This is a genomic window from Massilia sp. YIM B02763 (assembly GCF_030412015.1).
Classification (GTDB): Bacteria; Pseudomonadota; Gammaproteobacteria; order Burkholderiales; family Burkholderiaceae_D; genus Telluria.
Map to the genome: position 1 here is coordinate 70692 of NZ_JASNRD010000017.1, position 21307 is coordinate 91998.

Consider the following 21307-nt stretch of genomic DNA (forward strand, 5'->3'; position numbering starts at 1 on the left):
GCGCAGGGTGGGCATCACATGCCCACCATGGCGTGGACCGCTATGCGGCCTGTTCCCCGCGCGGCGTCTTGCGGTCGTCGTACGGCCCGTGCGTCAGCCAGTACTGGCGGAACGCCAGCCGCACGTTGTCGCGCAGTTCCGCGTCGTTCCAGGGCTTGGTGTAGAAGCGGTAGATCGCCCCGCGGTTGATCGAGTCGAGCACCGATTCCACGCCCGTATAGCCGGACAGGATGATGCGGATCGTGTCCGGGTACATCTCCTTGACCTTGCTGAGGAATTCGGTGCCGTTCATGACGGGCATGCGCTGGTCGCACAGGATCACCTGCACGCGGTGCAGCGCCAGCAGTTCGAAGCCCTCGGCCGGCGAGCCGGCGGTCAGCACGCGGTAGGTGTCGCGCCGGAACAGGCGGTGCAGCGCGCCCAGCACGTTGGGGTCGTCGTCGACGATGAGCAGGGTCTGCACGTTGCGGTCGTCTGCGGCCGGGCGCGAGGGCTGGGCGCGGTTCTCCAGCACCAGCTTGCCCAGGTCGGCCGGCACGAGCGCGCGCGACAGGTGGAAACCCTGGATCTCGTCGCAGCGGTGGCGGCGCAGCAGCGCCATCTGGGCGCGCGATTCGACCCCTTCCGCGATCACCTGCATGTGCAGGCTGTGCGCCATGCTGATGATGGCCAGCGCGATGGCCGCGTCGTCCGGGTTGGTCGTGATGTCGCGCACGAAGGCGATGTCGATCTTCAGCTTGTCGATCGGGAAGCGCTTCAGGTAGGCCAGCGAGGAATAGCCGGTGCCGAAGTCGTCGATGGCGATGCGGATGCCCAGGCGCTTCAGGCTTTCCAGCACCTCGATGGTGTGCTCTGCGTTCGACATCAGCGCGCTCTCGGTCAGCTCCAGCTCCAGCAGGCTCGGGTCGACGCGGTGGCGCGCCAGGGCGGCGCGGATATCGCCCTCCAGGTCGCCCTCGACGAACTGGCGGCTCGACACGTTGACGGCCACGCGCACGCCCTCCACCCCGTCCGCGTTCCACGCCGCGATCTGGCGGCAGGCCTCGTCGATGATCCAGGCGCCGACCCTGACCACCATGCCCGTCTCTTCCATGACGGGCACGAATTCGGCCGGATAGACGAGGCCGAAGCCAGGACGGCGCCAGCGCAGCAGCGCCTCGACGCCGCTGATGCGGCCCGTGTTCAGGTCCAGCTTGGGCTGGTAGTGCAGCTCGAACTGGCCGCCGTCGATGGCGCCGCGCAGCGCCAGTTCCAGGTCGAGGCGCGCCAGCACCTGCACGTTCATGCCCGAGGTGAAGAAGCGGTAGCCGTCGCGCCCCGCTTCCTTGGCGCGCACCATGGCCACGTCGGCGTACTTGACCAGCGTGCCGGGGTCGCGCGCGTCGTCCGGGTACATGGCGATGCCGATGCTGGCCGTCAGCACGGCCTTCTGTTCGCCCAGGTCGAACGGCGCGCGCAGCGCCTCGCGCACCTCGTTGGCGACGGCGACAGCATCCTCCTCGCCCTGCTCGCGCGTCATGGTCAGCATCAGCGCGAACTCGTCGCCGCCCAGGCGCCCGATGGTGTCGCGCAGGCGCACGCAGCGCACCAGGCGGGTGCTGAACTGGCGCAGCAATTCGTCGCCCAGCGCGGGGCCGAGCGAATCGTTGACGATCTTGAAGCGGTCCAGCGTGATGAACAGCACGGCGATGCGCCAGTTCTTGTCCTGGGCCAGCTCGATGGCGTCGCGCAGCGTCTGGAAGAACAGGTTGCGGTTCGGCAGGCCGGTCAGGCTGTCGTAGTTCGAGACGTGCTTCAGGCGCTCGGCCGCGTGCAGGCGCTCGCTGATGTCGCGCGCCACCGCGATCAGCATGCGGGTTTGCCCGTCCTCTTCGCTGCGCTGCTGCAGCTGCCAGCTGATCTCGACGGGCACGGCGCCCTGGCCGTCCGAGCGCAGCAATTCCGTCTCGACGATGTCGTGCTCGCGGCCGTGGGCCACCGGATCGGCATGGCGCTCCAGCTGGGCGCGTTCGGCCAGGCCCAGCGCCACCGGGTCGATGCGCAGCAGCGCCTCGCGCGAAAAGCCCAGCATGCGGCAGGCGCCGTCGCTGACGTCGATCATCGACATATTGTGCGCGTCGACCAGGAAGATGGCGTCGGCGGTGGCATCCATCGCGCCGCGGAAGCGCTGCAGCTCGGCGGTGCGCTCGCGCACCTTGCGCTCCATGCGCGCGCCATGGTCGCGCGACTCCTTGTGGAACAGGCGCACCTCGAGCAGGTTGCGGATACGCGTGAGCACCTCGACGGTGTCGAAGGGCTTGCCGATGAAGTCGCGCGCGCCCGCCTCCAGGGCGGCCAGCTTCTTGTCCGGCTCGGCCGTCACGACCAGCACCGGCAGCCAGGACTCGCGCTCCAGCGGCTTCAAGGCCTCCATGACCTGGAAGCCGTCCATGTGCGGCATCTGCAGGTCGAGGATGATCAGGTCGTAGCGGTGCTGCAGGTGCAGCGCCGCCACCTGGCGCGGATCGGTGGTGCTCGATACGTTCTCGTAGCCGCTCGTCTTGAGCAGGAATTCGAGCAGCTGCACGTTCACGGGTTCGTCGTCGACGATCAGGATGCGCGCGCGGCGGATGTCGGATGGCGAAATCATGGGGCTGTCCTTTCTGCGTTGGCGCGCTGGGCCAGCACGCCGTCGATGGCCTCATTGAACCTGTCGATGTCGATCGGCTTGGTGAGATAACGCGCGAACCCGGCCGCGAGGCCGCGCTCGATGTCCTGCTGCATGGCGTTGGCCGACAGCGCGACGACGGGAATGCCCGCGGTGGCCGGGTCGCGCCGCAGCTGCGCCAGCACCTCGAAACCGCTCATGCCCGGCAGGTTCAAGTCCATCAGCACCACGTCCGGACACTCCTCGCGCGCCAGCGCCAGTCCGGCCGGACCGTCCGCCGCCGACAACAGGCGCAGGCCGGCGCGAAAGCGCACGATCTCCTGCACCAGGCGCAGGTTGGCCGGATTGTCTTCCACGTACAGCAGCGTATGCGGCACGACGCCGTCGGCGGCCGCCTGCGGCGCCGGGCCGGCCTGGACCGCGGCGGCCGCCGCCCCGGCCTGACCTTCGGCACCCGCCAGCTCGATCCAGAATACACTGCCCACGCCGGGACTGCTGGTCACGCCCATCTCGCCCCCCATCATTTCGACGAGGCGGCGCGTCACCACCAGGCCGATGCCCGTTCCCTCATGCGGGCCGTTTTCCTGGCCCAGGCGGTTGAACGGCTGGAACAGCGCGGCCAGCTGGTCCGGCGTCATGCCCATGCCCGTGTCCTGCACCGTCAGGCGCAGCCGCGCGGGCGCGGCCGGCGCGCAGTCGACCATCACGACGCCGCCGTCGCGGTTGTACTTGACGGCGTTCGACAACAGGTTCAGCAGCACCTGTTTCAGGCGCGTGCGGTCGGCCTGCACGATGGCGCGCACGTGGTCCGGGAAGCGCACCTGCACGCCGCGCGCGGCCGCCAGCGGCGCGATCATGCCGCGGCACTCCAGCAGGATCTCGTCCAGCGCCACCGCCTCCATCGACAGCTGCAGCGCGCCCGCCTCGACCTTGGCCAGGTCGAGGATTTCGTTGATCAGCGTGAGCAGGTGGCGCCCCGACTTCAGGATGTGGCCGGAGAACTCCTTCTTCTGCTCCGGCGTGGTGGGCATGTCGTTCGATGCCAGGATCTGGGCAAAGCCGAGGATGGCGTTGAGCGGCGTGCGCAGTTCGTGGCTCATCGAGGACAGGAAGGCGGACTTGGCCTGGTTGGCCGCGCGCGCCTCCTCGATCGCCATCTCCAGCTCGGCATTGGCCAATTCCAGCTGCATGGTGCGCTCGTGCACGCGCTGCTCGAGCTCCTCGTTCAGGCGCATCACTTCCTGCTGGGCCCGGGCCCGTTCCTGGGCTTCGCGCGCGATCTCGCGGTTCGATCCCTCCAGCGCGCGGGTGCGCTGCTCGATCTCGCTCAGCATGGCGTTGAACGAATCGACCAGGTCGGCCGCCTCGTCCTGGCTGATGCGCGGCGCGCGGCGCGAATAATCGCGCTTCTCGACCACTTCGCGCGCGATGTTGGTGATGGCGTCGATCGGCGTCGTGATCGTGTGGCCCAGGCGCCGCACCAGCAGCCAGGCCGTCATCAACGCCAGCAGCGTCACGCCCATGCCGATCAGCAGGTAGTCGCGCACGCGCTCGAGCAGCTGGTTCTGCGAACGCATGTAGATGGTGCCGAGCGCCTCGCCGTTCTCGCGGATGGGCTGGTACAGCACCAGGTCGTCGCCGTCTTTCACGTAGCCATCCTTGCCGGGTCGCGCGGGAAAGGCCACGTCCTCGCCCGGCGCCATGTACCAGGCGAACAGCGCGCCGCGTTCGTCGTACAGCGCGGCCGCGCGCACCGAGGGCCGGGTGCGCAGCAGTTCCAGGTTCTCGCGCGCCAGCCGCGCATCGTCGAAGGACAGCGCCGCGGAGGTCATGTGGCCCACCAGCTCGGCCTGCGTGGAGAGGTCGTTGCGCAGCGCACGCTGGTAGGCGCGCAGGTCGTAGGCCACCACGGTGCCGACCGACACGGCCGACGCGGCGAGCGTCGTCGACATCACGATCATGACGAGCTTCTGGCGGATCGAGCGGCGCGGCGTCACGGGGCCTCCGCCGGCAGGCGTGCCAACGCCGTCAACGGCATGCCGGCCCCGGGTCATGGCGGTCATGCGTGAAACGTTCGAGCAGCATGTCAGTCCTACATCGTTCAATCGGTGGATGGCTGCGAGCGAGCCCGCAGACGAGCAGGATAGCAGTACGGTTTCGCGCGATGTCGCACGGAACGGCACGGGCCGGCAACGATGGTACCTATATGCTACGGCGTATGCACGCTGGAGGCATGTCTTGCAACATGGCTTTCAGGTAACGATCCAGTGCCGTGCGCGCCCGCGTCGCGCTAGAATGAAGCCGGGACCGCCCCGCCGGCGCGCCGCGGCCGCCCCCATTCCCGTGCCGCATACAGAGGAGACATCAGTGACGAACGATATTCTTGACCTTGCCACCCGGGTCGGCCAGGCCCTCGAAGCCAAGGGCCTCCTGATGGCCACCGCCGAGTCCTGCACGGGCGGCGGCATTGCCTATTTCATCACCGAGATCCCCGGTTCGGGCGACTGGTTCGACTGCGGCTTCGTGACCTATTCGAACGCCGCCAAGACCGAGATGCTGGACGTGCCCGCCGCCGTCATCGCGCAATTCGGCGCCGTCAGCGAGGAAGTGGCGGCGGCGATGGCCGAAGGCGCCGTCGCCAACAGCAATGCCCATGTCGCGGTGTCCACGACCGGCATCGCCGGCCCCACGGGCGCCGTGCCGGGCAAGCCGGTCGGCACCGTGTGCTTCGGCTGGTCGAAGGACGGGGTCACCCATACCGAGCGCATCGTGTTCCCCGGCGACCGCCACGAGGTGCGCCTGCGGACCGTGGCGCACGCCCTGTCCGGCATGCTGCGCTTCCTCGAATAATCCGCGGTACTGCGGGATGACGCTTGCATCCGGCCCGCAGTACGCTTAACATGTGAACAGTTCTTCACATGTTAAGCAATTGCCGAGCTGATGATTCCGCACGATACCGACCACGCCGTCGACGAACTCGCCGACCTGTTCCACCTGCTGGGCGACCCCACGCGCCTGCGCATCGTGCTCGCCTGCCTGGCGCAGCCGACCGCCGTGGGCGACATCGCCGCCGCGCTCGACCTGTCCAGCTCGCTGGTCAGCCACCACCTGCGCCTGCTGCGCGCCGCGCGCATCGTCAAGGCCGAGCGCCAGGGCAAGCAGGTGTTCTATGCGGCCGCCGACGCCCACATCAGCGGCTTGCTCGCCAATATGTTCGAACACATCGCCGAACCCATCACCGAACACACGACAGGACTGGACGCATGAGCCACGCGCATTCCCACGACCATGGCCACGGGCATGGACACCACCACCACGCGCCGCCGGCCGACGCCGGCCGCGCCTTCGTGCTCGCGATCGGCCTGAACACGGCCTTCGTCGCCATCGAATTCATCTACGGCTTCATCGCCAACTCGACGGCGCTGACGGCCGACGCCGGCCACAACCTGTCCGACGTGCTGGGCCTGGTGCTGGCCTGGGGCGCGGCGCTGCTGGCGAAAAGCGCGCCGACGCGGCGCTTCACCTACGGCCTGCGCGGCACCTCGATCCTGGCGGCGCTGGGCAATGCCCTGCTGCTGATGGTGGCCTGCGGCGCCATCGCCTGGGAAGCGTGCCAGCGCTTCGCGCATCCGGAACCGGTGGCCGGCACGACGGTATCGATCGTGGCCGCGATCGGCGTGCTCATCAACGGCTTCTCGGCCTGGCTGTTCATGGCCGGCAGCAAGAACGACATCAACGTGCGCGGCGCCTACCAGCACATGGCGGCCGATGCCGCGCTGTCGCTGGGCGTCGTGGTGTCGGGCCTGCTGGTGATGTATACGGGCTGGAGCTGGCTCGACCCGGCCGTGAGCCTCGTGATCGTCGTGATCATCGTGGCCGGCACCTGGTCGCTGCTGAAGGAATCGATCCAGATGGCGCTGGCGGGCGTGCCGGCCGGCGTCGATGCGACGGCCGTCACCGGCTTCCTCGCGGCCCAGCCGGGCGTGACCGAGGTGCACGACGTGCACATCTGGCCGATGAGCACGACGGAAACGGCCCTCACCGCCCACCTGGTGATCCCGGACGGCTATCCGGGCGACGCGTTCATCGACGAGGTCGTCACCCACCTGCGCGAGGACTTCGCCATCCACCACTGCACGCTGCAGGTCGAGCAGGGCACGACCAAGCACAGCAGCTGCTGCCTGCAGGAGGCGCATGACGGGCACGAGCACGATCATGCTCATCATGGCCACGCTCATGCCCATTAAGCCGTAGGGTGGACGGCTCCGCCGTCCACGCGGTGATAGGTAGCCGGCGAATTACCGTCCATGCGAGCGGAATTGATAGGTAGCCGGTGAATTACCGTCCATGCGAGCGGAATTGATAGGTAGCCGGTGAATTACCGTCCATGCGAGCGGAATTGATAGGTAGCCGGCGAATTACCGTCCATGCGAGCGGAGTTGAACGCGTGGACGGCGAAGCCGTCCACCCTACTTGACCTTGACCAATTCGACGTCGAAGATCAGGTCCGCGTTCGGCGGAATCATGCCGCCCGGGGCGCCGCGCGACCCATAGGCCAGTTCGCTCGGGATGATCAGGGTGCGCTTGCCGCCCACCTTCATGCCGACCACGCCCTGGTCCCAGCCCTTGATGACCTGGCGCGCGCCGAGGCGGAACTCGAGCGGCTCGCGGCCGGCGTCGAGCGAGGAGTCGAATTTCTTGCCGCGCTGCTTCAGCGCCAGCGGCTTGTACAGCCAGCCCGTGTAGTTGACCAGCACGGAATTGCCCACCTGCGCCTCGGCGCCCTTGCCGATCACGTGATCGATGATCTGGATCTGCGGACCCTGCTGGGCCGGGGCGTCGCCGACCGGGTTGGTCGGATTCGACGGAGTCGCGGCGGTGGCGGTGGCGCTCGCGGGGTCCTTCGGATCGGTCAGTGCGGTGCCCGATTGAGCCGCGGGCTGGGCCTGGTCGGCCGCGGGAGCGGGAGCGGTCTGGGTGGAATCCTGGGCGCTGGCGGCAGCGGCCGCCAGCAACAGGCCTGCGAAGGCGATACGACGGATCATGGAACCTCTTTCATGGATCAGTGATTAACCGATCTATGATAGCAAGGCCTCCTCGGCTTGCACAGTTTCTGCCGGAACCGTCATCCGCTGCGGCATGGCGGGCGCCGCGGCCGCATCGGCCGCCGCGGATACATTGGCCGCATCGGCCAGCTTGCGCAGGATGTGCCCGGCCGCCACCATGCCGAAGGTCGCGGTGACGACCATGCTGGAACCGAAGCCCGCGCAATTGAGGCCCGTGATGCTGTTCGCATCGATGGCGCAGGCGTCGCCCGCGTCCGGGTAGCGCAGCGGTTCCATCGAGAACACGGCGTCGATGTGGTACTTGTTCTTCTCGCCCTTGGCGAAGCCGTAGCGCGCGCGCAGGATCTTGCGCACCTTCTTGAGCAGCGGTTCCTGCTCCGTGCGGGCCAGGTCGCGCACCTCGATCCGCGTCGGGTCAGTCTGGCCGCCGGCGCCGCCGATCACGACCAGCGGGATCGCATGCTGGCTGCACCAGGCGATCAGCGCGGCCTTGTCCTTGACGCTGTCGATGGCGTCGACCACGTAGTCGTAGCGATCGGTGCCGATCAGTCGCGGGATATTGTCCGGATCGACGAAGTCCTCGACGAGCTCGACCTCGCAATACGGGTTGATCAGGGCGATACGCTGCTTGAGCGCCTCGATCTTGGCCATGCCGACCGTCGACGACAGCGCCTGGATCTGGCGGTTGATGTTCGACTCGGCCACGTCGTCCAGGTCGATCAGCGTGAGGCGGCCGACGGCGCTGCGCGCCAGCGCCTCGACGATCCAGGAACCGACGCCGCCGACGCCCACGACGCAAACGTGCGCCGCGCGGAAGCGTTCCAGCGCACGCTCGCCGTAGAGTCGCGCGATGCCGCCGAAGCGGCGCTCGAAGTCGACCTCGCTGGCCGCGTCGACGATGCTGGCATCGGTACCGGCCAGCGCGGTGATGGAAATGGGAGTGGTAGTCATAGCCCCCCATTTTACCGGACGGAATCCCTTCCCTTGCTCTAAAATAACTTTCAGATAATCAAAGTTCGCCCGTCTTTTTGCGCATCCACAACAGCCCATCATGAACCAGCCCCTCCACGATACCGCTCCCGATTTCGACCAGCCGATCGCCGTCCTCAAGCATTGCCACGGCCGCATCCGCAAGCAGCTCGACACCCTCGAAAAACTGCTGGCCCACCTGCCCGCGCACGGTGCCGACGAGCAGGCCCGCCAGGCGGCGGCCGCCGTCATGAAGTACTTCGACAAGGGCGCCCAGCTGCACCACGAGGACGAGGAACAGGACCTGATCCCGATGCTGCACGCCACCGCCACCGGCGAGGACGCGGCCACGCTGGCCGCGCTGGCGCCGCAGATCCTGCAGGAGCACAAGGACATGGATGCGATGTGGCAGGACCTGCACGAGCAGCTGAGCCTGATCGCCGACGGCAGCGGCACGCACCTGTCCGCCAGCACGGTAGGCCGTTTCGTGCAATGCTACCGACAGCATATGGAACGCGAGGAAGGCACGATGGCGCCGATGGCGCTTCGCATTTTCGACACAGGCCAGATGGCCAGGCTGGGCCAGGCGATGCGGCAGCGACGCGGTATTTCCGTTAATAATGATGTGAGCATAGGCAACGCCGCGACGGCGTCCCCGTGCGAGCCGGCCGCGGCCGGCATCGGCGAGCGCGTGGCCGACCTGCGCAAGGACTATGGCCAGGCCAGCCTGGACGAGGGCGACGTGGCCGACGACCCCATCGCCCAGTTCACGCGCTGGTTCGAGGAAGCGTTGAAGGCCGAGGTCAACGAGCCCAATGCGATGGGCGTGTCGACGGTCGGCGAGGATGGCCGGCCGAGTTCGCGCATCGTGCTGGTCAAGCAGTTCGACGAGCGCGGCTTTACCTGGTACACGAATTACGACAGCCAGAAGGGCCAGCAGCTCGCCAGCAAACCTTTTGCTGCTCTGCTATTCTTTTGGAGTGAATTGGAACGGCAGGTGCGCATCGAAGGCAAGGTCGTGCGTACATCCGCGGAGGAAAGCGACAAGTATTTCAACAGCCGGCCACTGAAAAGCCGGCTGTCGGCGATCGCGTCGGAACAGAGTGCGCCGATCGCCGGCCGTGCGGACCTCGAACGCAACTACGAGGAGGTCGCGCGGCAATACGGCGAGTCGCCGTCACGGCCATCGCACTGGGGCGGCTATCGCTTGGTGCCGGAACGGATCGAGTTCTGGCAGGGGCGGCGTTCGCGCTTCCACGACCGCATCGTCTATACGCGATCGGAGGACGGCAGCTGGACGCGGCAACGTTTGCAACCCTGAGCCGGGAAGCAGCATCCGGCCAGACAAGCCGGAGGAATACACGTGTTCGATCAACTGAAGCTGTCCGCCTGGAGCACAGGCATCCGTAACAAACTTAACCTGCCGCTGCGTGTGGAATTGTGGAATGGCGATCACGTCGACCTCTCGGCCGAGCAGCCGCGCGTCAAGATCCGGGTGCCGAGCGCGGGCAATCTGCGCTACCTGCTCTCGCCCACGCTGGACAGCCTGGGCGAGGCCTACGTCGAAGGCAACCTCGAGATCGAGGGACGCGCGGCCGACATGATCCAGATCGGCAGCGCGCTCGCGGAGAACAGCGGCAAGCCGGCACGCGTGTCCAAGGTATTGAGCCTGCTCTCGCCGCACACGCGCGAGAAGGATGCGGAAGCGATCCGCTACCACTACGACGTCTCCAACGAGTTCTACAGCAACTTCCTCGATCCGGCCATGGTGTATTCCTGCGCCTATTTCGAGAACGGCGACGAAGACCTGGAAACGGCGCAGGTCAAGAAGATCGACCACATCCTGACCAAGATCGGCGTCCAGCCGGGCCATACGCTGCTCGACATCGGCTGCGGCTGGGGCGCCCTCGTCATCCGCGCCGCGCAGAAGTTCGGCGCGCGCTGCGTCGGCGTCACGCTGTCCGAGCGCCAGTACGAGCTGGCGCGCGAGCGCGTCAAGCGTGCCGGACTGGAAGACCGGATCGAGATCCGCATCCAGGACTACCGCGACATCGACGGCCAGTTCGACCGCATCACCAGCGTGGGCATGTTCGAGCACGTGGGCGTGCAGCACCTGCCGGAGTATTTCGGCCAGATCAACCGGCTGCTGGCGCCGGGCGGCGTGGTCATGAACCACGGCATCACCACGACCGACGTCGGCGAGCGTAGCAGCCCTTATGGTGCCGGCAACTTCATCGACAAGTACGTGTTCCCGCACGGCGAGCTCGCCCACCTGTCGACCGTGATCCGCACGATGCAGGAAGGCGGCCTGGAAGTACGCGACGTGGAGAACCTGCGCCGCCACTATGCCCGTACCTGCGCGCTCTGGACCGAGAACTTCGAGCGCAACGCCGAGCGCATCCGCCAGACCGCCGATCCGAAGACCTTCCGCATCTGGCACGTGTACCTGGCCGGCTGCGCGTACGCGTTCACGCACGACTGGATCAGCCTGTACCAGATCGTGGGCGGCAAGGCCGGCCAGGATCCGGCGCAGATCCCGTGGTCGCGCGGCTATATGTACCCGTAGGGTGGACGGGTTCCCCGTCCACGCGTTCAAGGCACGCTCGCGTCGACGCGTTCAAGGCACGTCGCGTCCACGCGTCCAAGGCACGCTCGTGTCGACGCGTCCAAGGCACGCTCCCGTCGACGCGAACGCTATGTGAACGCGTGGACGGCGGAGCCGTCCACCCTACCGGCTACGTTCCGCAAAAACCTTGCGGAACTTCGCCACCTTGGGCGCCACCACGAAGGCGCAATAGCCCTGCAGCGGATGCTGGGCGAAATAATTCTGGTGGTAATCCTCGGCCTTGTACCATTGCTCGGCCGGCAGCACCTGGGTCACGATCGGGGCATCCCACACGGCGGCCATCTCGGCCATCACCTGGCGCGCCGTCGCGTCCTGTTCGGGCGAGGTGGTGAAGATCACGGACCGGTATTGGGTGCCGACGTCGTTGCCCTGGCGGTTCAGGGTGGTCGGGTCGTGGATCGTGAAGAAGATCTCGAGGATGTCGCGATAAGCGATCACGGCCGGGTCGAACTCCAGGCGGACCACCTCGGCATGGCCGGTCGTGCCGGAACACACCTGTTCGTAGGTCGGGCTGACGGTCTCGCCGCCCATGTAGCCGGACTCGACGCGGGTGATGCCACGGGCCTCGAGGTACACGGCTTCAGTGCACCAGAAACACCCGCCGCCCAGGATTGCCACTTCGGTTGCGGATTGCTGGCTCATAACAGCTCCTTCGTTGGGAATGGAATGTTGTCGATGGCTTCACTCTAACGCAAAGCGCACGCCTGTGCAGAAACCGCCGCCGCACGGCGGGCGCCGGGCGGCTTGGGTATTGATGGCATAATGCGTTCATGAACACCCGCTCTCCCCGCGCCACCGAACGCGGTTTCGATTCCGCCCATTTCCGGCAAGCCCTGTCGCAATTCGCGACCGGCGTCACCGTGATCACCACGCGCCTGGCCGACGGCAGCTTCCGCGGCCTGACGGCCAGTTCCTTCAATTCGGTCTCGCTGGAGCCGCCGTTGGTGCTGTGGAGCCTGTCCAACGGCGCCAACAGCCTGCCCATCTTCACGGGAAATTCCCACTACGTGATCAATGTGCTGGCGGCCGGCCAGGAAGACCTGGCGCGACGTTTCTCGCGCCGCGGCGAAGACCCGTTCCTCACGGCCGAGTACGAACTGTCGCGCACGGGCCAGCCGATCCTGAAGGGCGCGGTGGCCTGGTTCGAATGCCACAACCGCAGCCGCTATCCGGAGGGCGACCACGTGATCTTCGTCGGCGAGGTCGAGGAATGCGCCGTGCATGCGCAGCCGGCGTTGCTGTTCCACGGCGGCAAATTCGGGACGACGGGCTTGCGCTGACCCGGCGCCGATGGCGAAAATGAAAATGCCTGTCGCAGTTTGAAAAGATGCGGCCGGTCGGGATTTCTATAATGATCCAAAACACTTTGGAGACAGAATTCCCATGAGCAGTTCCGCCACCCGCAAGGCCCAATTCCACTGGGACGACCCGCTGCTGCTGAACGAGCAGCTGCATGACGACGAGCGCATGGTGCGCGACGCCGCCAGCGCGTATTGCCAGGACAAGCTGCAGCCACGCATCCTGGAAGCCTTCCGCCACGAAACCATGGACACGTCCGTGTTCCGCGAGATGGGCGAGCTGGGCCTCCTGGGCCCGACCATCCCCGAACAGTACGGCGGCCCGGGCCTGAACTACGTGGCCTACGGCCTGATCGCGCGCGAGGTGGAACGCGTCGATTCCGGCTACCGCTCCATGATGAGCGTGCAATCCTCGCTGGTGATGGTGCCGATCCACGAGTTCGGCAACGAGGCAACGAAGCAGAAATACCTGCCCAGGCTGGCCACCGGCGAATGGATCGGCTGCTTCGGCCTGACCGAGCCAAACCACGGTTCCGATCCCGGCTCGATGGTCACGCGCGCGCGCAAGGTCGACGGCGGCTACCGCCTGACCGGATCGAAGATGTGGATCACCAACTCGCCCGTCGCCGACGTGTTCGTCGTCTGGGCCAAGGACGACGAAGGCGAGATCCGCGGCTTCGTGCTGGAAAAGGGCTGGACCGGCTTGTCGGCGCCCGCCATCCACGGCAAGTTCGGCCTGCGCGCCTCGATCACGGGCGAAATCGTGATGGACGACGTGTTCTGCCCGGAAGAAAACGCCTTCCCCGACGTGCGCGGCCTGAAGGGCCCGTTCACCTGCCTGAACTCGGCCCGCTACGGCATCGCCTGGGGCGCGCTGGGCGCGGCGGAAGCCTGCTGGCACACGGCGCGCCAGTACGTGCTCGACCGCCAGCAATTCGGCAAGCCGCTCGCCGCCAACCAGCTCGTGCAGAAGAAACTGGCCGACATGCAGACCGAGATCACGCTGGGCCTGCAGGGCGTGCTGCGCCTGGGCCGCATGAAGGACGAAGGCACGGCCGCCGTCGAGATCACCTCGATCATGAAGCGCAATTCCTGCGGCAAGGCGCTGGACATCGCCCGCACGGCGCGCGACATGCTCGGCGGTAACGGCATCTCGGACGAGTTCGGCATCATCCGCCACATGGTCAACCTGGAAGTGGTCAATACCTACGAAGGGACGCACGACATCCACGCGCTGATCCTGGGACGCGCGCAGACGGGCATCGCGGCGTTCTGACGCGCCGCCCCGCCCGGGTCAGCCGCCCGTCGCGGCCGCGGCATCCCAATTCGTCATGACCTGGGTGATGGCGTTCTCGACGATGTCGAGCGAAACGCCATCCCTGGCCAGGATGGACACGCCCGACAGGAAGCTGTCGAAGACCGTGGCAAGCGCCCGGGCGTCGACATCCCGGCGCAACTCGCCGCTTGCCACGGCGCGCTCGACGCAGGCGACGATGCCCGCCCTGGTACGCGCACGCGAGCGCGCGAGCGGCTGGACGACGGCCGCGTGCCCGGGTGAAGGCGCACTCATGACGCCCAGGGTCACCATGCAGCCCTTGGGATGGCCCTCTTCGCATTGCATCCTGGCCGAGCCGCGCAAGGCCTGCTCGACGGCCTGCCGCGGAGGCAGGCTCGTATCCCACAGACATTCGGTCACGCGCGCATGCGTGGCCAGGTAGCGCTCCACGCATTCCTGGTACAACGCTTCCTTCGATCCGAACGCCGCATAGAAACTGGGCGCCGAGATGCCGCCGCCGATCGCTGCTTTCAGCTGGCTCAAGGACGTCGCCTCGTAACCCTGTTCCCAAAACAAATTCAATGCCTGCCCGACCGCCGCATCGCGGTCGAACGTGCGCGGCCTGCCCATCTGTGCCATCGTGCGCTCCCGGAAAGACTTCAATACTACTTGGTACATAAGTCATTGACAAGCCGATGCACGCCCGGCTATATTTGTATCGATCGGTACAGAAGATGCCGAAGGCGATGCCAGGTTCGTCCTGCCTCGCCCACATATATACCGATTAATACATATGTCGGCGAACCATCCCCTATGCGCCGCCGCGAACCAGGAACCCCATGAGCTCATCCACTACCACGCCAGACCTCGTCGCGCAGGAGCGCTTGCCCGTCGCCGCCCTGCTGGCACTGGCCATGACCGGCTTCATCTGCATCGTCACGGAGACCCTGCCGGCGGGCCTGCTGCCGCATATCGCGGGCAGCCTGGCCGTCACGCCCGCGCTGGCGGGGCAAGCCGTGACGGCCTACGCCGCGGGTTCGCTGCTGGCGGCCATCCCCTTGACCATCGCCACCCGGCACTGGCGCCGCCGTGCCGTGCTGCTGCTGACCATCGCCGGTTTCCTGGCCTTCAATTCGATGACCGCCCTGGCGCCGAACCTGTGGACGCTGCTGGCGGCACGCTTTCTTGCCGGCATGTCGGCCGGCCTGGCATGGAGCCTGCTGGCGGGCTACGCGCGCCGCATGGTGGCCGTGCATCAACAAGGCCGTGCGATGGCCATCGCCATGGTGGGCACGCCCATCGCCCTCTCGCTGGGGGTGCCGCTCGGCACATGGTTCGGGACCACGCTGGGATGGCGCGGCGCGTTCGGCATCATGTCCGCATTGACGATCGCGCTGATCGCCTGGGTCGTGCTGAAGGTGCCCGACTATCCCGGCGACAACGGCCGCGAACGGATGGCACTGCGCAAGGTATTCATGACACCCGGCGTACCGTCCGTGCTCGGTACCGTCGTCGCCTGGATGCTCGCGCATAACATCCTGTACACCTATATCGCACCGTTCGCAGCCCGCGCGGGACTGGGTGCGCACGTGGATGCCGTGCTGCTCGTCTTCGGCGCGGCGGCGCTGGCCGGCATCTGGCTTGCCGGCCGCCTGGTCGACCGCCATTTGCGCGCGGCCGTCCTTGCCAGCCTGGCCCTGTTTGCCTGCGTCGCGCTGCTGTTCGCCTGGCTGGGCCACCTTCCCGTCGTCGTCCATGCCGGCGTCGCACTATGGGGACTGAGCTTTGGCGGCGCGGCCACCTTCCTCCAGACGGCGCTCGCCGATGCAGCCGGACATGGCGCCGACACCGCCCTGTCGATCAACGTCGTCGCCTGGAACAGCGCCATTGCCGGCGGCGGCGTGCTGGGCGGCATCCTGCTCGACCGTTGGGGCGCCCCGTCGTTTGCCTGGGCGCTGCTCGTGCTGCTGGCCCTGGCGTTCGCCATCGCCTGGTCAGCGAGGGCGCACGGATTCCGTCCCGGTCCCCGCGCTGCCTCCACCGCTGCCCGCAGCGCTGCCGCCGGTCATTGAAACCCGCCTGTCCGCCGAGCCCGTCAGCCCTTCTCGTCGACAGGCACCCGGAGACTGTCCGTTGTCCATGCGGACAGGCGCCAGCGGACAGTTCGGACACGGGTGGCAGCGCTCCTGCCCACGTCAGCGCTGGCAAGCGGGTGGCATGCTTCGTGCAAGTCGACACACGACATCGACGCATTTTCCAAGGAGTGCCAATTGCACCAGCCGTCCGCCGTTTCCCCAGCGCCGCACACCGGTTCGACCCTGTCCGCCTCCACCGGGAGGGCGCGCATCCAGTCCCTCGACGTCATCCGCGGCGTGTCCATCCTCGGCATCCTCGCCGTCAATGCGGACGGCTTCGCCGTGCCCATGGAGGCGGCGATGAACCCGCTCACCTGGCCGTTTCCCAACGAAGGCTGGACCGCGCTGTCGTACTGGCTGATGGATGCCTTCTTTCACGAGAAATTCGTCACGCTGTTTTCGATGCTGTTCGGGATGTCGCTGTTCCTCGTCGGAGGCGAGCGGACGGACAAGGAACGCGGCCGGATCCTGCGGCGGCGCCTGGTTTTCCTGTTCCTGTTCGGGATGCTGCACGGCTTCGGCATCTGGTGGGGCGACATCCTGTCGCTGTACGCGGCGGCCGGCGCCATCATGTTCTTTTGCCGCTCCTGGAAGCCCAGGACGCTGCTGGTCGCCGGCATCGCGCTGTTCGTCGCCCTGCCGCTGGCCCGCCTGCCCGTCGGCGCGCTGCCGGGCGCGTCGCCGCAGGCGCGCGCCGAGGCGAGCGCCCACCTGGTGCCGTCGCCGCGGGCCATCGAACGACGCAAGGCCGCCGCCGCCGCGACGCTGGAAGAAGCCCGGGGATCGTGGACGGGTGCGTGGCGCGTGAACACGCGCCAGTACCTGCGCCTGCTGTCCGGCTACCCTTCCATCATCCCGTCGACGCTGGGCCTCATGATGATCGGCCTGTCGCTGTTCAAGTCCGGCTTCTTCACGGGCCGGTCCAGCACGCGGCGCTACGCCGCGACGATCGCGGCCGGCGCCTGCGCGGCCGCCGTCATCGCCTGGCTGTGCTGGCGCAAGGACGTCATCGGCATGCCGGTGCTGGGCGGCCACACCGCGGAGGAACTGCTCGCGCCCCTCGTGTCGCTGGCCTATGCCTCGGTCCTGATCCTGCTGCTGCGCGCCGGCGCGGGCCGGGTGCTCGCGCCGTTCGCCGCGGCGGGCCGCATGGCCTTCACCAACTACCTGACGCAGTCGATCGTCATGACGTCGATCTTCTACGGCGGGCGCGGCGCGCTGATGGGACAGGTCGACCGCCCCGCCCTGTTCGCGATCGTGGGCGCGGTCTGGGTGCTGCAGCTGTGCTGGTCGACGCTGTGGTTTTCCCGCTTCGGCACGGGACCGTTCGAATGGGTGTGGCGCTGCCTGACGCTGGGACGGCGGGTGCCGCTGGCCACATGAAAAAACCCGCCGAAGCGGGTTTCGATGGCCATGCGGATGGACGTCAGAAGCGATAGCCGACCGTGAAGATGTACGAATCCGGATCCAGCTTCATGCGCTGGTTCTGGCCCGTCGAGAAATGCACGTCGGTGCGCAGGCGGGTCTTGACGTAGGCGGCGTTGAGGAACCACTTTTCGTTCAAGGCGAACGTCGTGCCGACCTGGCCGGACACGGTCCACTTGTTGTCGATGCTGAACGTGGTCGGAGAGCCGCCCGGATTGGTCAGGGCCGTCATCTTGAACGAACCGGTCTCCTTCAGGAACATCGCATACGTCACGCCCAGGCCGACGTATGGACGGAAGCGCGCATTCGGCTCGAAGAAGCGGTACTGCAGCAGCGCGATGGCCGGCAGCGACTTGGTGCTGCCCAGTTCGCCGCCTGCGGCGATCGCGCCGGCGCCGTAGATCTTGTGCTTGTACGGCGTGCCGATCGCAGTTTCCACCGAAATATTATCGGTCAAGCCGTAATTGATCAGCACCATCGGCTGCGTGTCCTTCTCGACGTCACCGAAGGAATTCGGCAGCGCCGGTGCCGAGATCGCGCCGCTGGTCACGTCCGGCCTGATCTGCGTAGCGCCTGCCGACACGGTCCACTGGCCCTTCGATTGCGCGGCGGCGCCGCCGGCGGCGGCTAGCGCGCCGGCCGCGACCAGCAGTTTCACGACGTTGTGATTGAATTTCATGAGGTCTCCTGATGTTTATATGTCGTGAATCACAGCCAGCCCTTGCCGCTCATCTGCAGCAGGACGTAGCGCGCCACCAGGGCGTTTTCGAACGGGGTCGGGTGGACTTCGTCGGCGAACATGTAGTGGCTGACGTCGCCGGCGATCACGTTGCTGGCGTTGCAGACCAGCGAGGACGCGGCGAGGGCGTTGTCGCCGCAGGCCGGCGTCGAGGTATTGGTGAGGCCGTAGGGACCCGGGTTGATGACCTGGTCGTGGCTGACCGACCACAGGTCGACGTACAGCACCTTGGCTTCGCTGGCGACGCCGTTCTTCAGCTGGGTGTTGAAGGTATCGACGGCGGTCTTGATCAGGCCCTGGATCGCTTCGCTCTTCGACTTGCCCGCCGGCGTCGAGGCGACGTCCGGCAGGTTGTTCACGAGGACGTAGTTGGCGCCCTTGGCGACGATCTGGGTCTTGACCAGGTTGGCCAGTTCGGCGCCGGCGGTGCCCATGGCCTGCACGATGGCCGGGCCGTTGGCGGCGGCGTAGTCGGCGCCGGCCTTGGCACCGGCGGCCGTAGCAGCGGCCTGGGCCGTGGCGGCGATCGTTGCCGCCTGCGACGGCGCGCCCGTGTTGCCGGCCTGGACGGCGGCGGCGACGCCGGCCTGGACGATCGTCTGCGGCGTGCTGCCGCTGCGCGCGGCTTCGGTCTACACGGCCAAGCCGATGGTCTGGGCGGCGGTTTGCGGGTTGGTCGCGCCGGCCGCCAGCTGGCTCACCAGCGAGGTGGCGAAGGCGGTATTGCCGGCGGCGGTACCGGCGGCGGTGGCCTTGGCCGACAAGTCGCCCAGCAGGAACAGGATGTCGTTACCGCCGGCCATCACGGTCACCAGTTCGGTGCCGCTGAACTTGCCGCCGGTCTTGGCCAGGTGGTTGGCGATCTGGGTCACCACCGGCACGGTGGTCAGGCCCAGCGTCGGGTTCAGGAGCTTGTTGTTCGGGCCGACCGGGTTGGTCACGCGCGCGCCGCCCTGGGCGTAGTTGAAGCAGTTGGCGTTCCTGGTGACGGGGACGTTGAAGCCCTTGCTGGCGTCGCCTTCCAGGCCGGTCTGCGCCGAGCACGGCGCCGGCAGGTTGAGCTGTGCTGCCACGTATTCGGTCCAGTTCTTGCCGGTCAGTTCGGCATTGATCGACGTGTTGTTGCCGTTGATCGTGAACTTGCCGCCCTTGAGGGCCGCAACCGCGCCGACGTTGTAGCTGCCCACGTCGGACAGGCTGTCGCCGAACGACACCTGGTTGCTGAACTGGGTTTTCGGGGTCTGGTCGCCGGCGCGCGGGCTGGTGCTGCTGCCGCCGCACGCGGCCAGGACGGCCGCGGTCATCAGCGCGAGCGCATAAGTGGTCTTACGCATTGTGTCTCCTGATATAAAAATTTTTGTATGAAACGAACGGCCGTGCTATTCGTGTCCTGATTAATATGCCAGCGTTCAGAACGGTTGTATAGCGAAAACGTTTCCGGCCGTGCACCCGTAACAACAGCAAAAATGCAAGGCCAGAAAGTGCCCGGCGGCACCGGATTATAACCATGCAATAGTCCTTGCCCCTATCAAAAGGCGAGGGTTTTCTGGAAATAATCGCGCGCCGCAATCATGCAAAACGGCGCCACCAAGCCGGCGTGGTAATTCGTTGCCACTGCAGCATCGCCTTCCGCCGCCTTCAGGATCGAGCGTGCCGCCACGAAGCCGGCCTTGGCCGTCCGGTAGGGGTCGTTCAGGCTGGGCGTATCGTCGATGTCGAGCTCGGTGACGTTGGCGCCGCGTCCGCGGAAATAGGCCGCCGCCGTGCTCGTATTGAAGTAAGGGACGACCGGATCGTCGTGGCCCGCGCACAGCAGCGTGGGCGCGGCAGGCTGGTAGCTGCGCAGGTCGTTGCGCACCAGCCATTTGCGCAGCGCCTGCGCCGGCGCGCACGACAGCGGCGCCGTGGCGCTGGTGTCGCACGGATGCGCCGCCAGGTCGGCCAGGTAGGCGGCGCGGTAGTCGCTCCTGATCAGGTTGCCGGCGCCGAAGTACTGCGTGTAGCCGGCCGTCTGCGGCATCGAATCGGCCGCGAACAGCGCGCTCGCCGGCAGCTTGCCCTGGTCGACGAGCGCGCCCGTGCCCAGCGTGCCCGGCACCAGGTCCGCGATCGTCGCGGCGTACGGCGCCTCGTAGATCTCGGCGGGATTCGTGTACAACGCGGCGCTCGCGTGCTGGCCGGCGTTGACGATCATCGGCACGATCACGGTGGCGCCGTTGCGCGGCGCGCCGCCGAACAGTTCGTCGCCGAAGCGGGCCAGCGCATACGGGCCGGACAGGCCGGCCACCGCCGTTACAGTGAATTCCGCATTGCCCGCTTCCTGCATCGCGCGCTGCGCGGCCAGCGCGACGTAGCCGCCCTGCGAGTAGCCGGACACCAGCAGCTTGCCGGAATCGCGCACGCCGATTGCCGTGAACGACGAGCGCGCGGCGCGCAGCGCATCGACCATGTCGGCGCCCTGCTGCACGCGGTCGAGGTAGGCGTGGTAGCCGAGCGACGATCCGGCATATCCCGCATAGTTCGGCGCGACCACGACGAAGCCCTGGGCGGCGAACACGGCCGCCGCCAGGCGCGCTTCCGTGTTGCCGGCGATGTCGGCCATGTCATAGGACTTCTGCAGCGAGGTGCCGTGCGCGTACAGCAGCACGGGACGCGAATTGCCGCACGAGGCGCCGCTGCCCGAGGGCACGAAGATCGCCGCGCTGGCCTCGGTGCTCTCGCCCGCGCCGCCGACCGTGTTGTAGCGCACGCGGTAGACGGAGACCGCGCATTGCGGCTCGCCGGCCACGACGGTGGTGCCCTTCTGGGCCGATTCCAGGAAGCCGGCCAGCACGGACGGCGACAGCGTGGTCACGCTGGACCCCGCGACGGTAAGGGCAACCGGGCTGGCCTGGCCGACGAGGCTGCCGCGGACGATGCCCGGCAGCGGGGCGGGATTGCCGACACCTTGCGGGGTGCCGCCGGTGGTCGTGCCGCCGCCGCCGCCGCAAGCGGCGAGCAGGGCGGCCAGGCCCATGCTCAGGCCCAAGGTAGAGAACGAACGCATTGTTTTCCTTCGATTGACTCTGCACCGTCGCCCCTGCGAAGGCAGGGGCCCAATTTGCACGCGTTCCTGCTGCACATACG

19 protein-coding genes are annotated in these 21307 nt (G+C 67.1%); 9 read left to right on the top strand and 10 right to left on the bottom strand.

What is annotated here, in order from left to right:
- Positions 1 to 40 precede the first annotated feature (40 nt).
- Together QPK32_RS19695 and QPK32_RS19700 are read right to left on the bottom strand one after the other, a co-directional pair.
- A complete protein-coding gene (locus QPK32_RS19695; protein ID WP_290414498.1) occupies positions 41 to 2629 on the bottom strand; it encodes an EAL domain-containing protein in 2589 nt (862 codons plus the stop codon).
- Positions 2626 to 4644, bottom strand: a complete 2019-nt coding sequence (locus tag QPK32_RS19700; protein WP_290414499.1) for an ATP-binding protein — start codon at positions 4642 to 4644, stop codon at positions 2626 to 2628. The genes QPK32_RS19695 and QPK32_RS19700 overlap by 4 nt, the downstream gene beginning before the upstream one ends.
- A 370-nt stretch (positions 4645 to 5014) precedes the next feature.
- On the opposite strand from QPK32_RS19700, the gene QPK32_RS19705 reads away from it, so the two are divergent.
- The 3 genes from QPK32_RS19705 to QPK32_RS19715 all read left to right on the top strand — a co-directional run bounded on the left by QPK32_RS19705 (position 5015) and on the right by QPK32_RS19715 (position 6894).
- Positions 5015 to 5497, top strand: coding sequence for a CinA family protein (locus QPK32_RS19705; RefSeq protein WP_290414500.1), 483 nt, complete (start codon positions 5015 to 5017; stop codon positions 5495 to 5497).
- A gap of 90 nt (positions 5498 to 5587) precedes the next feature.
- Positions 5588 to 5914: a helix-turn-helix transcriptional regulator gene (locus QPK32_RS19710; RefSeq protein WP_290414501.1), complete on the top strand. Its 327-nt coding sequence runs from the start codon at positions 5588 to 5590 to the stop codon at positions 5912 to 5914.
- A complete protein-coding gene (locus tag QPK32_RS19715) occupies positions 5911 to 6894 on the top strand; it encodes a cation diffusion facilitator family transporter (RefSeq protein ID WP_290414502.1) in 984 nt (327 codons plus the stop codon). The genes QPK32_RS19710 and QPK32_RS19715 overlap by 4 nt, the downstream gene beginning before the upstream one ends.
- A 222-nt stretch (positions 6895 to 7116) precedes the next feature.
- On the opposite strand, the gene QPK32_RS19720 is transcribed toward QPK32_RS19715, so the two are convergent.
- Together QPK32_RS19720 and tcdA are read right to left on the bottom strand one after the other, a co-directional pair.
- On the bottom strand, positions 7117 to 7692 hold the full coding sequence (locus QPK32_RS19720; protein ID WP_290414503.1) for an FKBP-type peptidyl-prolyl cis-trans isomerase: 576 nt from the start codon (positions 7690 to 7692) through the stop codon (positions 7117 to 7119).
- A gap of 33 nt (positions 7693 to 7725) precedes the next feature.
- Positions 7726 to 8664, bottom strand: a complete 939-nt coding sequence (gene tcdA / locus QPK32_RS19725) for a tRNA cyclic N6-threonylcarbamoyladenosine(37) synthase TcdA (RefSeq protein ID WP_290414504.1) — start codon at positions 8662 to 8664, stop codon at positions 7726 to 7728.
- Positions 8665 to 8764: 100 nt separating this feature from the next.
- On the opposite strand from tcdA, the gene pdxH reads away from it, so the two are divergent.
- A complete protein-coding gene (gene pdxH, locus QPK32_RS19730; protein ID WP_290414505.1) occupies positions 8765 to 10003 on the top strand; it encodes a pyridoxamine 5'-phosphate oxidase in 1239 nt (412 codons plus the stop codon).
- A gap of 42 nt (positions 10004 to 10045) precedes the next feature.
- Complete coding sequence (locus tag QPK32_RS19735; RefSeq protein ID WP_290414506.1) at positions 10046 to 11248, top strand: cyclopropane-fatty-acyl-phospholipid synthase family protein; 1203 nt, start codon at positions 10046 to 10048, stop codon at positions 11246 to 11248.
- A 162-nt stretch (positions 11249 to 11410) separates the two neighbouring features.
- Here QPK32_RS19735 and msrA read toward each other — a convergent pair whose 3' ends face one another.
- Positions 11411 to 11950: a peptide-methionine (S)-S-oxide reductase MsrA gene (msrA, locus tag QPK32_RS19740; RefSeq protein ID WP_290414507.1), complete on the bottom strand. Its 540-nt coding sequence runs from the start codon at positions 11948 to 11950 to the stop codon at positions 11411 to 11413.
- Positions 11951 to 12078: 128 nt separating this feature from the next.
- On the opposite strand from msrA, the gene QPK32_RS19745 reads away from it, so the two are divergent.
- Both QPK32_RS19745 and QPK32_RS19750 read left to right on the top strand, forming a co-directional pair.
- The gene (locus tag QPK32_RS19745; RefSeq protein WP_290414508.1) at positions 12079 to 12588 is read left to right on the top strand and encodes a flavin reductase family protein; all 510 of its coding nucleotides are present in this window, start codon (positions 12079 to 12081) and stop codon (positions 12586 to 12588) included.
- Positions 12589 to 12691: 103 nt separating this feature from the next.
- Positions 12692 to 13882, top strand: a complete 1191-nt coding sequence (locus QPK32_RS19750; RefSeq protein ID WP_290414509.1) for an acyl-CoA dehydrogenase — start codon at positions 12692 to 12694, stop codon at positions 13880 to 13882.
- An 18-nt stretch (positions 13883 to 13900) separates the two neighbouring features.
- On the opposite strand, the gene QPK32_RS19755 is transcribed toward QPK32_RS19750, so the two are convergent.
- Positions 13901 to 14560: a TetR/AcrR family transcriptional regulator gene (locus QPK32_RS19755; RefSeq protein ID WP_308632613.1), complete on the bottom strand. Its 660-nt coding sequence runs from the start codon at positions 14558 to 14560 to the stop codon at positions 13901 to 13903.
- 161 nt (positions 14561 to 14721) lie between these two features.
- Between QPK32_RS19755 and QPK32_RS19760 the strand changes: the two genes are divergently transcribed.
- Positions 14722 to 15954, top strand: a complete 1233-nt coding sequence (locus QPK32_RS19760; RefSeq protein WP_290414511.1) for an MFS transporter — start codon at positions 14722 to 14724, stop codon at positions 15952 to 15954.
- 198 nt (positions 15955 to 16152) lie between these two features.
- Positions 16153 to 17400: a DUF418 domain-containing protein gene (locus tag QPK32_RS19765; protein WP_290414512.1), complete on the top strand. Its 1248-nt coding sequence runs from the start codon at positions 16153 to 16155 to the stop codon at positions 17398 to 17400.
- Between the two features lie 43 nt (positions 17401 to 17443).
- Here QPK32_RS19765 and QPK32_RS19770 read toward each other — a convergent pair whose 3' ends face one another.
- The 4 genes from QPK32_RS19770 to QPK32_RS19780 all read right to left on the bottom strand — a co-directional run bounded on the left by QPK32_RS19770 (position 17444) and on the right by QPK32_RS19780 (position 21227).
- On the bottom strand, positions 17444 to 18121 hold the full coding sequence (locus tag QPK32_RS19770; protein WP_290414513.1) for an OmpW family protein: 678 nt from the start codon (positions 18119 to 18121) through the stop codon (positions 17444 to 17446).
- A 29-nt stretch (positions 18122 to 18150) separates the two neighbouring features.
- On the bottom strand, positions 18151 to 18615 hold the full coding sequence (locus QPK32_RS26575; RefSeq protein WP_308632614.1) for an SGNH/GDSL hydrolase family protein: 465 nt from the start codon (positions 18613 to 18615) through the stop codon (positions 18151 to 18153).
- 198 nt (positions 18616 to 18813) lie between these two features.
- On the bottom strand, positions 18814 to 19515 hold the full coding sequence (locus QPK32_RS26580) for an SGNH/GDSL hydrolase family protein (RefSeq protein WP_308632615.1): 702 nt from the start codon (positions 19513 to 19515) through the stop codon (positions 18814 to 18816).
- A gap of 194 nt (positions 19516 to 19709) precedes the next feature.
- Positions 19710 to 21227, bottom strand: a complete 1518-nt coding sequence (locus tag QPK32_RS19780; protein WP_290414514.1) for a S9 family peptidase — start codon at positions 21225 to 21227, stop codon at positions 19710 to 19712.
- Between the last annotated feature and the right edge of the window lie 80 nt (positions 21228 to 21307).

Coding starts and splice junctions, on each gene's coding strand:
- QPK32_RS19710 (WP_290414501.1), top strand. CDS start 5,588: ATGATTCCGCACGATACCGACCACGCCGTCGACGAACTCGCCGACCTG.
- tcdA (WP_290414504.1), bottom strand. CDS start 8,664: ATGACTACCACTCCCATTTCCATCACCGCGCTGGCCGGTACCGATGCC.
- QPK32_RS19715 (WP_290414502.1), top strand. CDS start 5,911: ATGAGCCACGCGCATTCCCACGACCATGGCCACGGGCATGGACACCAC.
- QPK32_RS19750 (WP_290414509.1), top strand. CDS start 12,692: ATGAGCAGTTCCGCCACCCGCAAGGCCCAATTCCACTGGGACGACCCG.
- QPK32_RS26575 (WP_308632614.1), bottom strand. CDS start 18,615: ATGGGCACCGCCGGCGCCGAACTGGCCAACCTGGTCAAGACCCAGATC.
- QPK32_RS19720 (WP_290414503.1), bottom strand. CDS start 7,692: ATGATCCGTCGTATCGCCTTCGCAGGCCTGTTGCTGGCGGCCGCTGCC.
- QPK32_RS26580 (WP_308632615.1), bottom strand. CDS start 19,515: ATGCGTAAGACCACTTATGCGCTCGCGCTGATGACCGCGGCCGTCCTG.
- QPK32_RS19745 (WP_290414508.1), top strand. CDS start 12,079: ATGAACACCCGCTCTCCCCGCGCCACCGAACGCGGTTTCGATTCCGCC.
- QPK32_RS19760 (WP_290414511.1), top strand. CDS start 14,722: ATGAGCTCATCCACTACCACGCCAGACCTCGTCGCGCAGGAGCGCTTG.
- QPK32_RS19755 (WP_308632613.1), bottom strand. CDS start 14,560: ATGTACCAAGTAGTATTGAAGTCTTTCCGGGAGCGCACGATGGCACAG.
- msrA (WP_290414507.1), bottom strand. CDS start 11,950: ATGAGCCAGCAATCCGCAACCGAAGTGGCAATCCTGGGCGGCGGGTGT.
- QPK32_RS19780 (WP_290414514.1), bottom strand. CDS start 21,227: ATGCGTTCGTTCTCTACCTTGGGCCTGAGCATGGGCCTGGCCGCCCTG.
- QPK32_RS19695 (WP_290414498.1), bottom strand. CDS start 2,629: ATGATTTCGCCATCCGACATCCGCCGCGCGCGCATCCTGATCGTCGAC.
- pdxH (WP_290414505.1), top strand. CDS start 8,765: ATGAACCAGCCCCTCCACGATACCGCTCCCGATTTCGACCAGCCGATC.
- QPK32_RS19770 (WP_290414513.1), bottom strand. CDS start 18,121: ATGAAATTCAATCACAACGTCGTGAAACTGCTGGTCGCGGCCGGCGCG.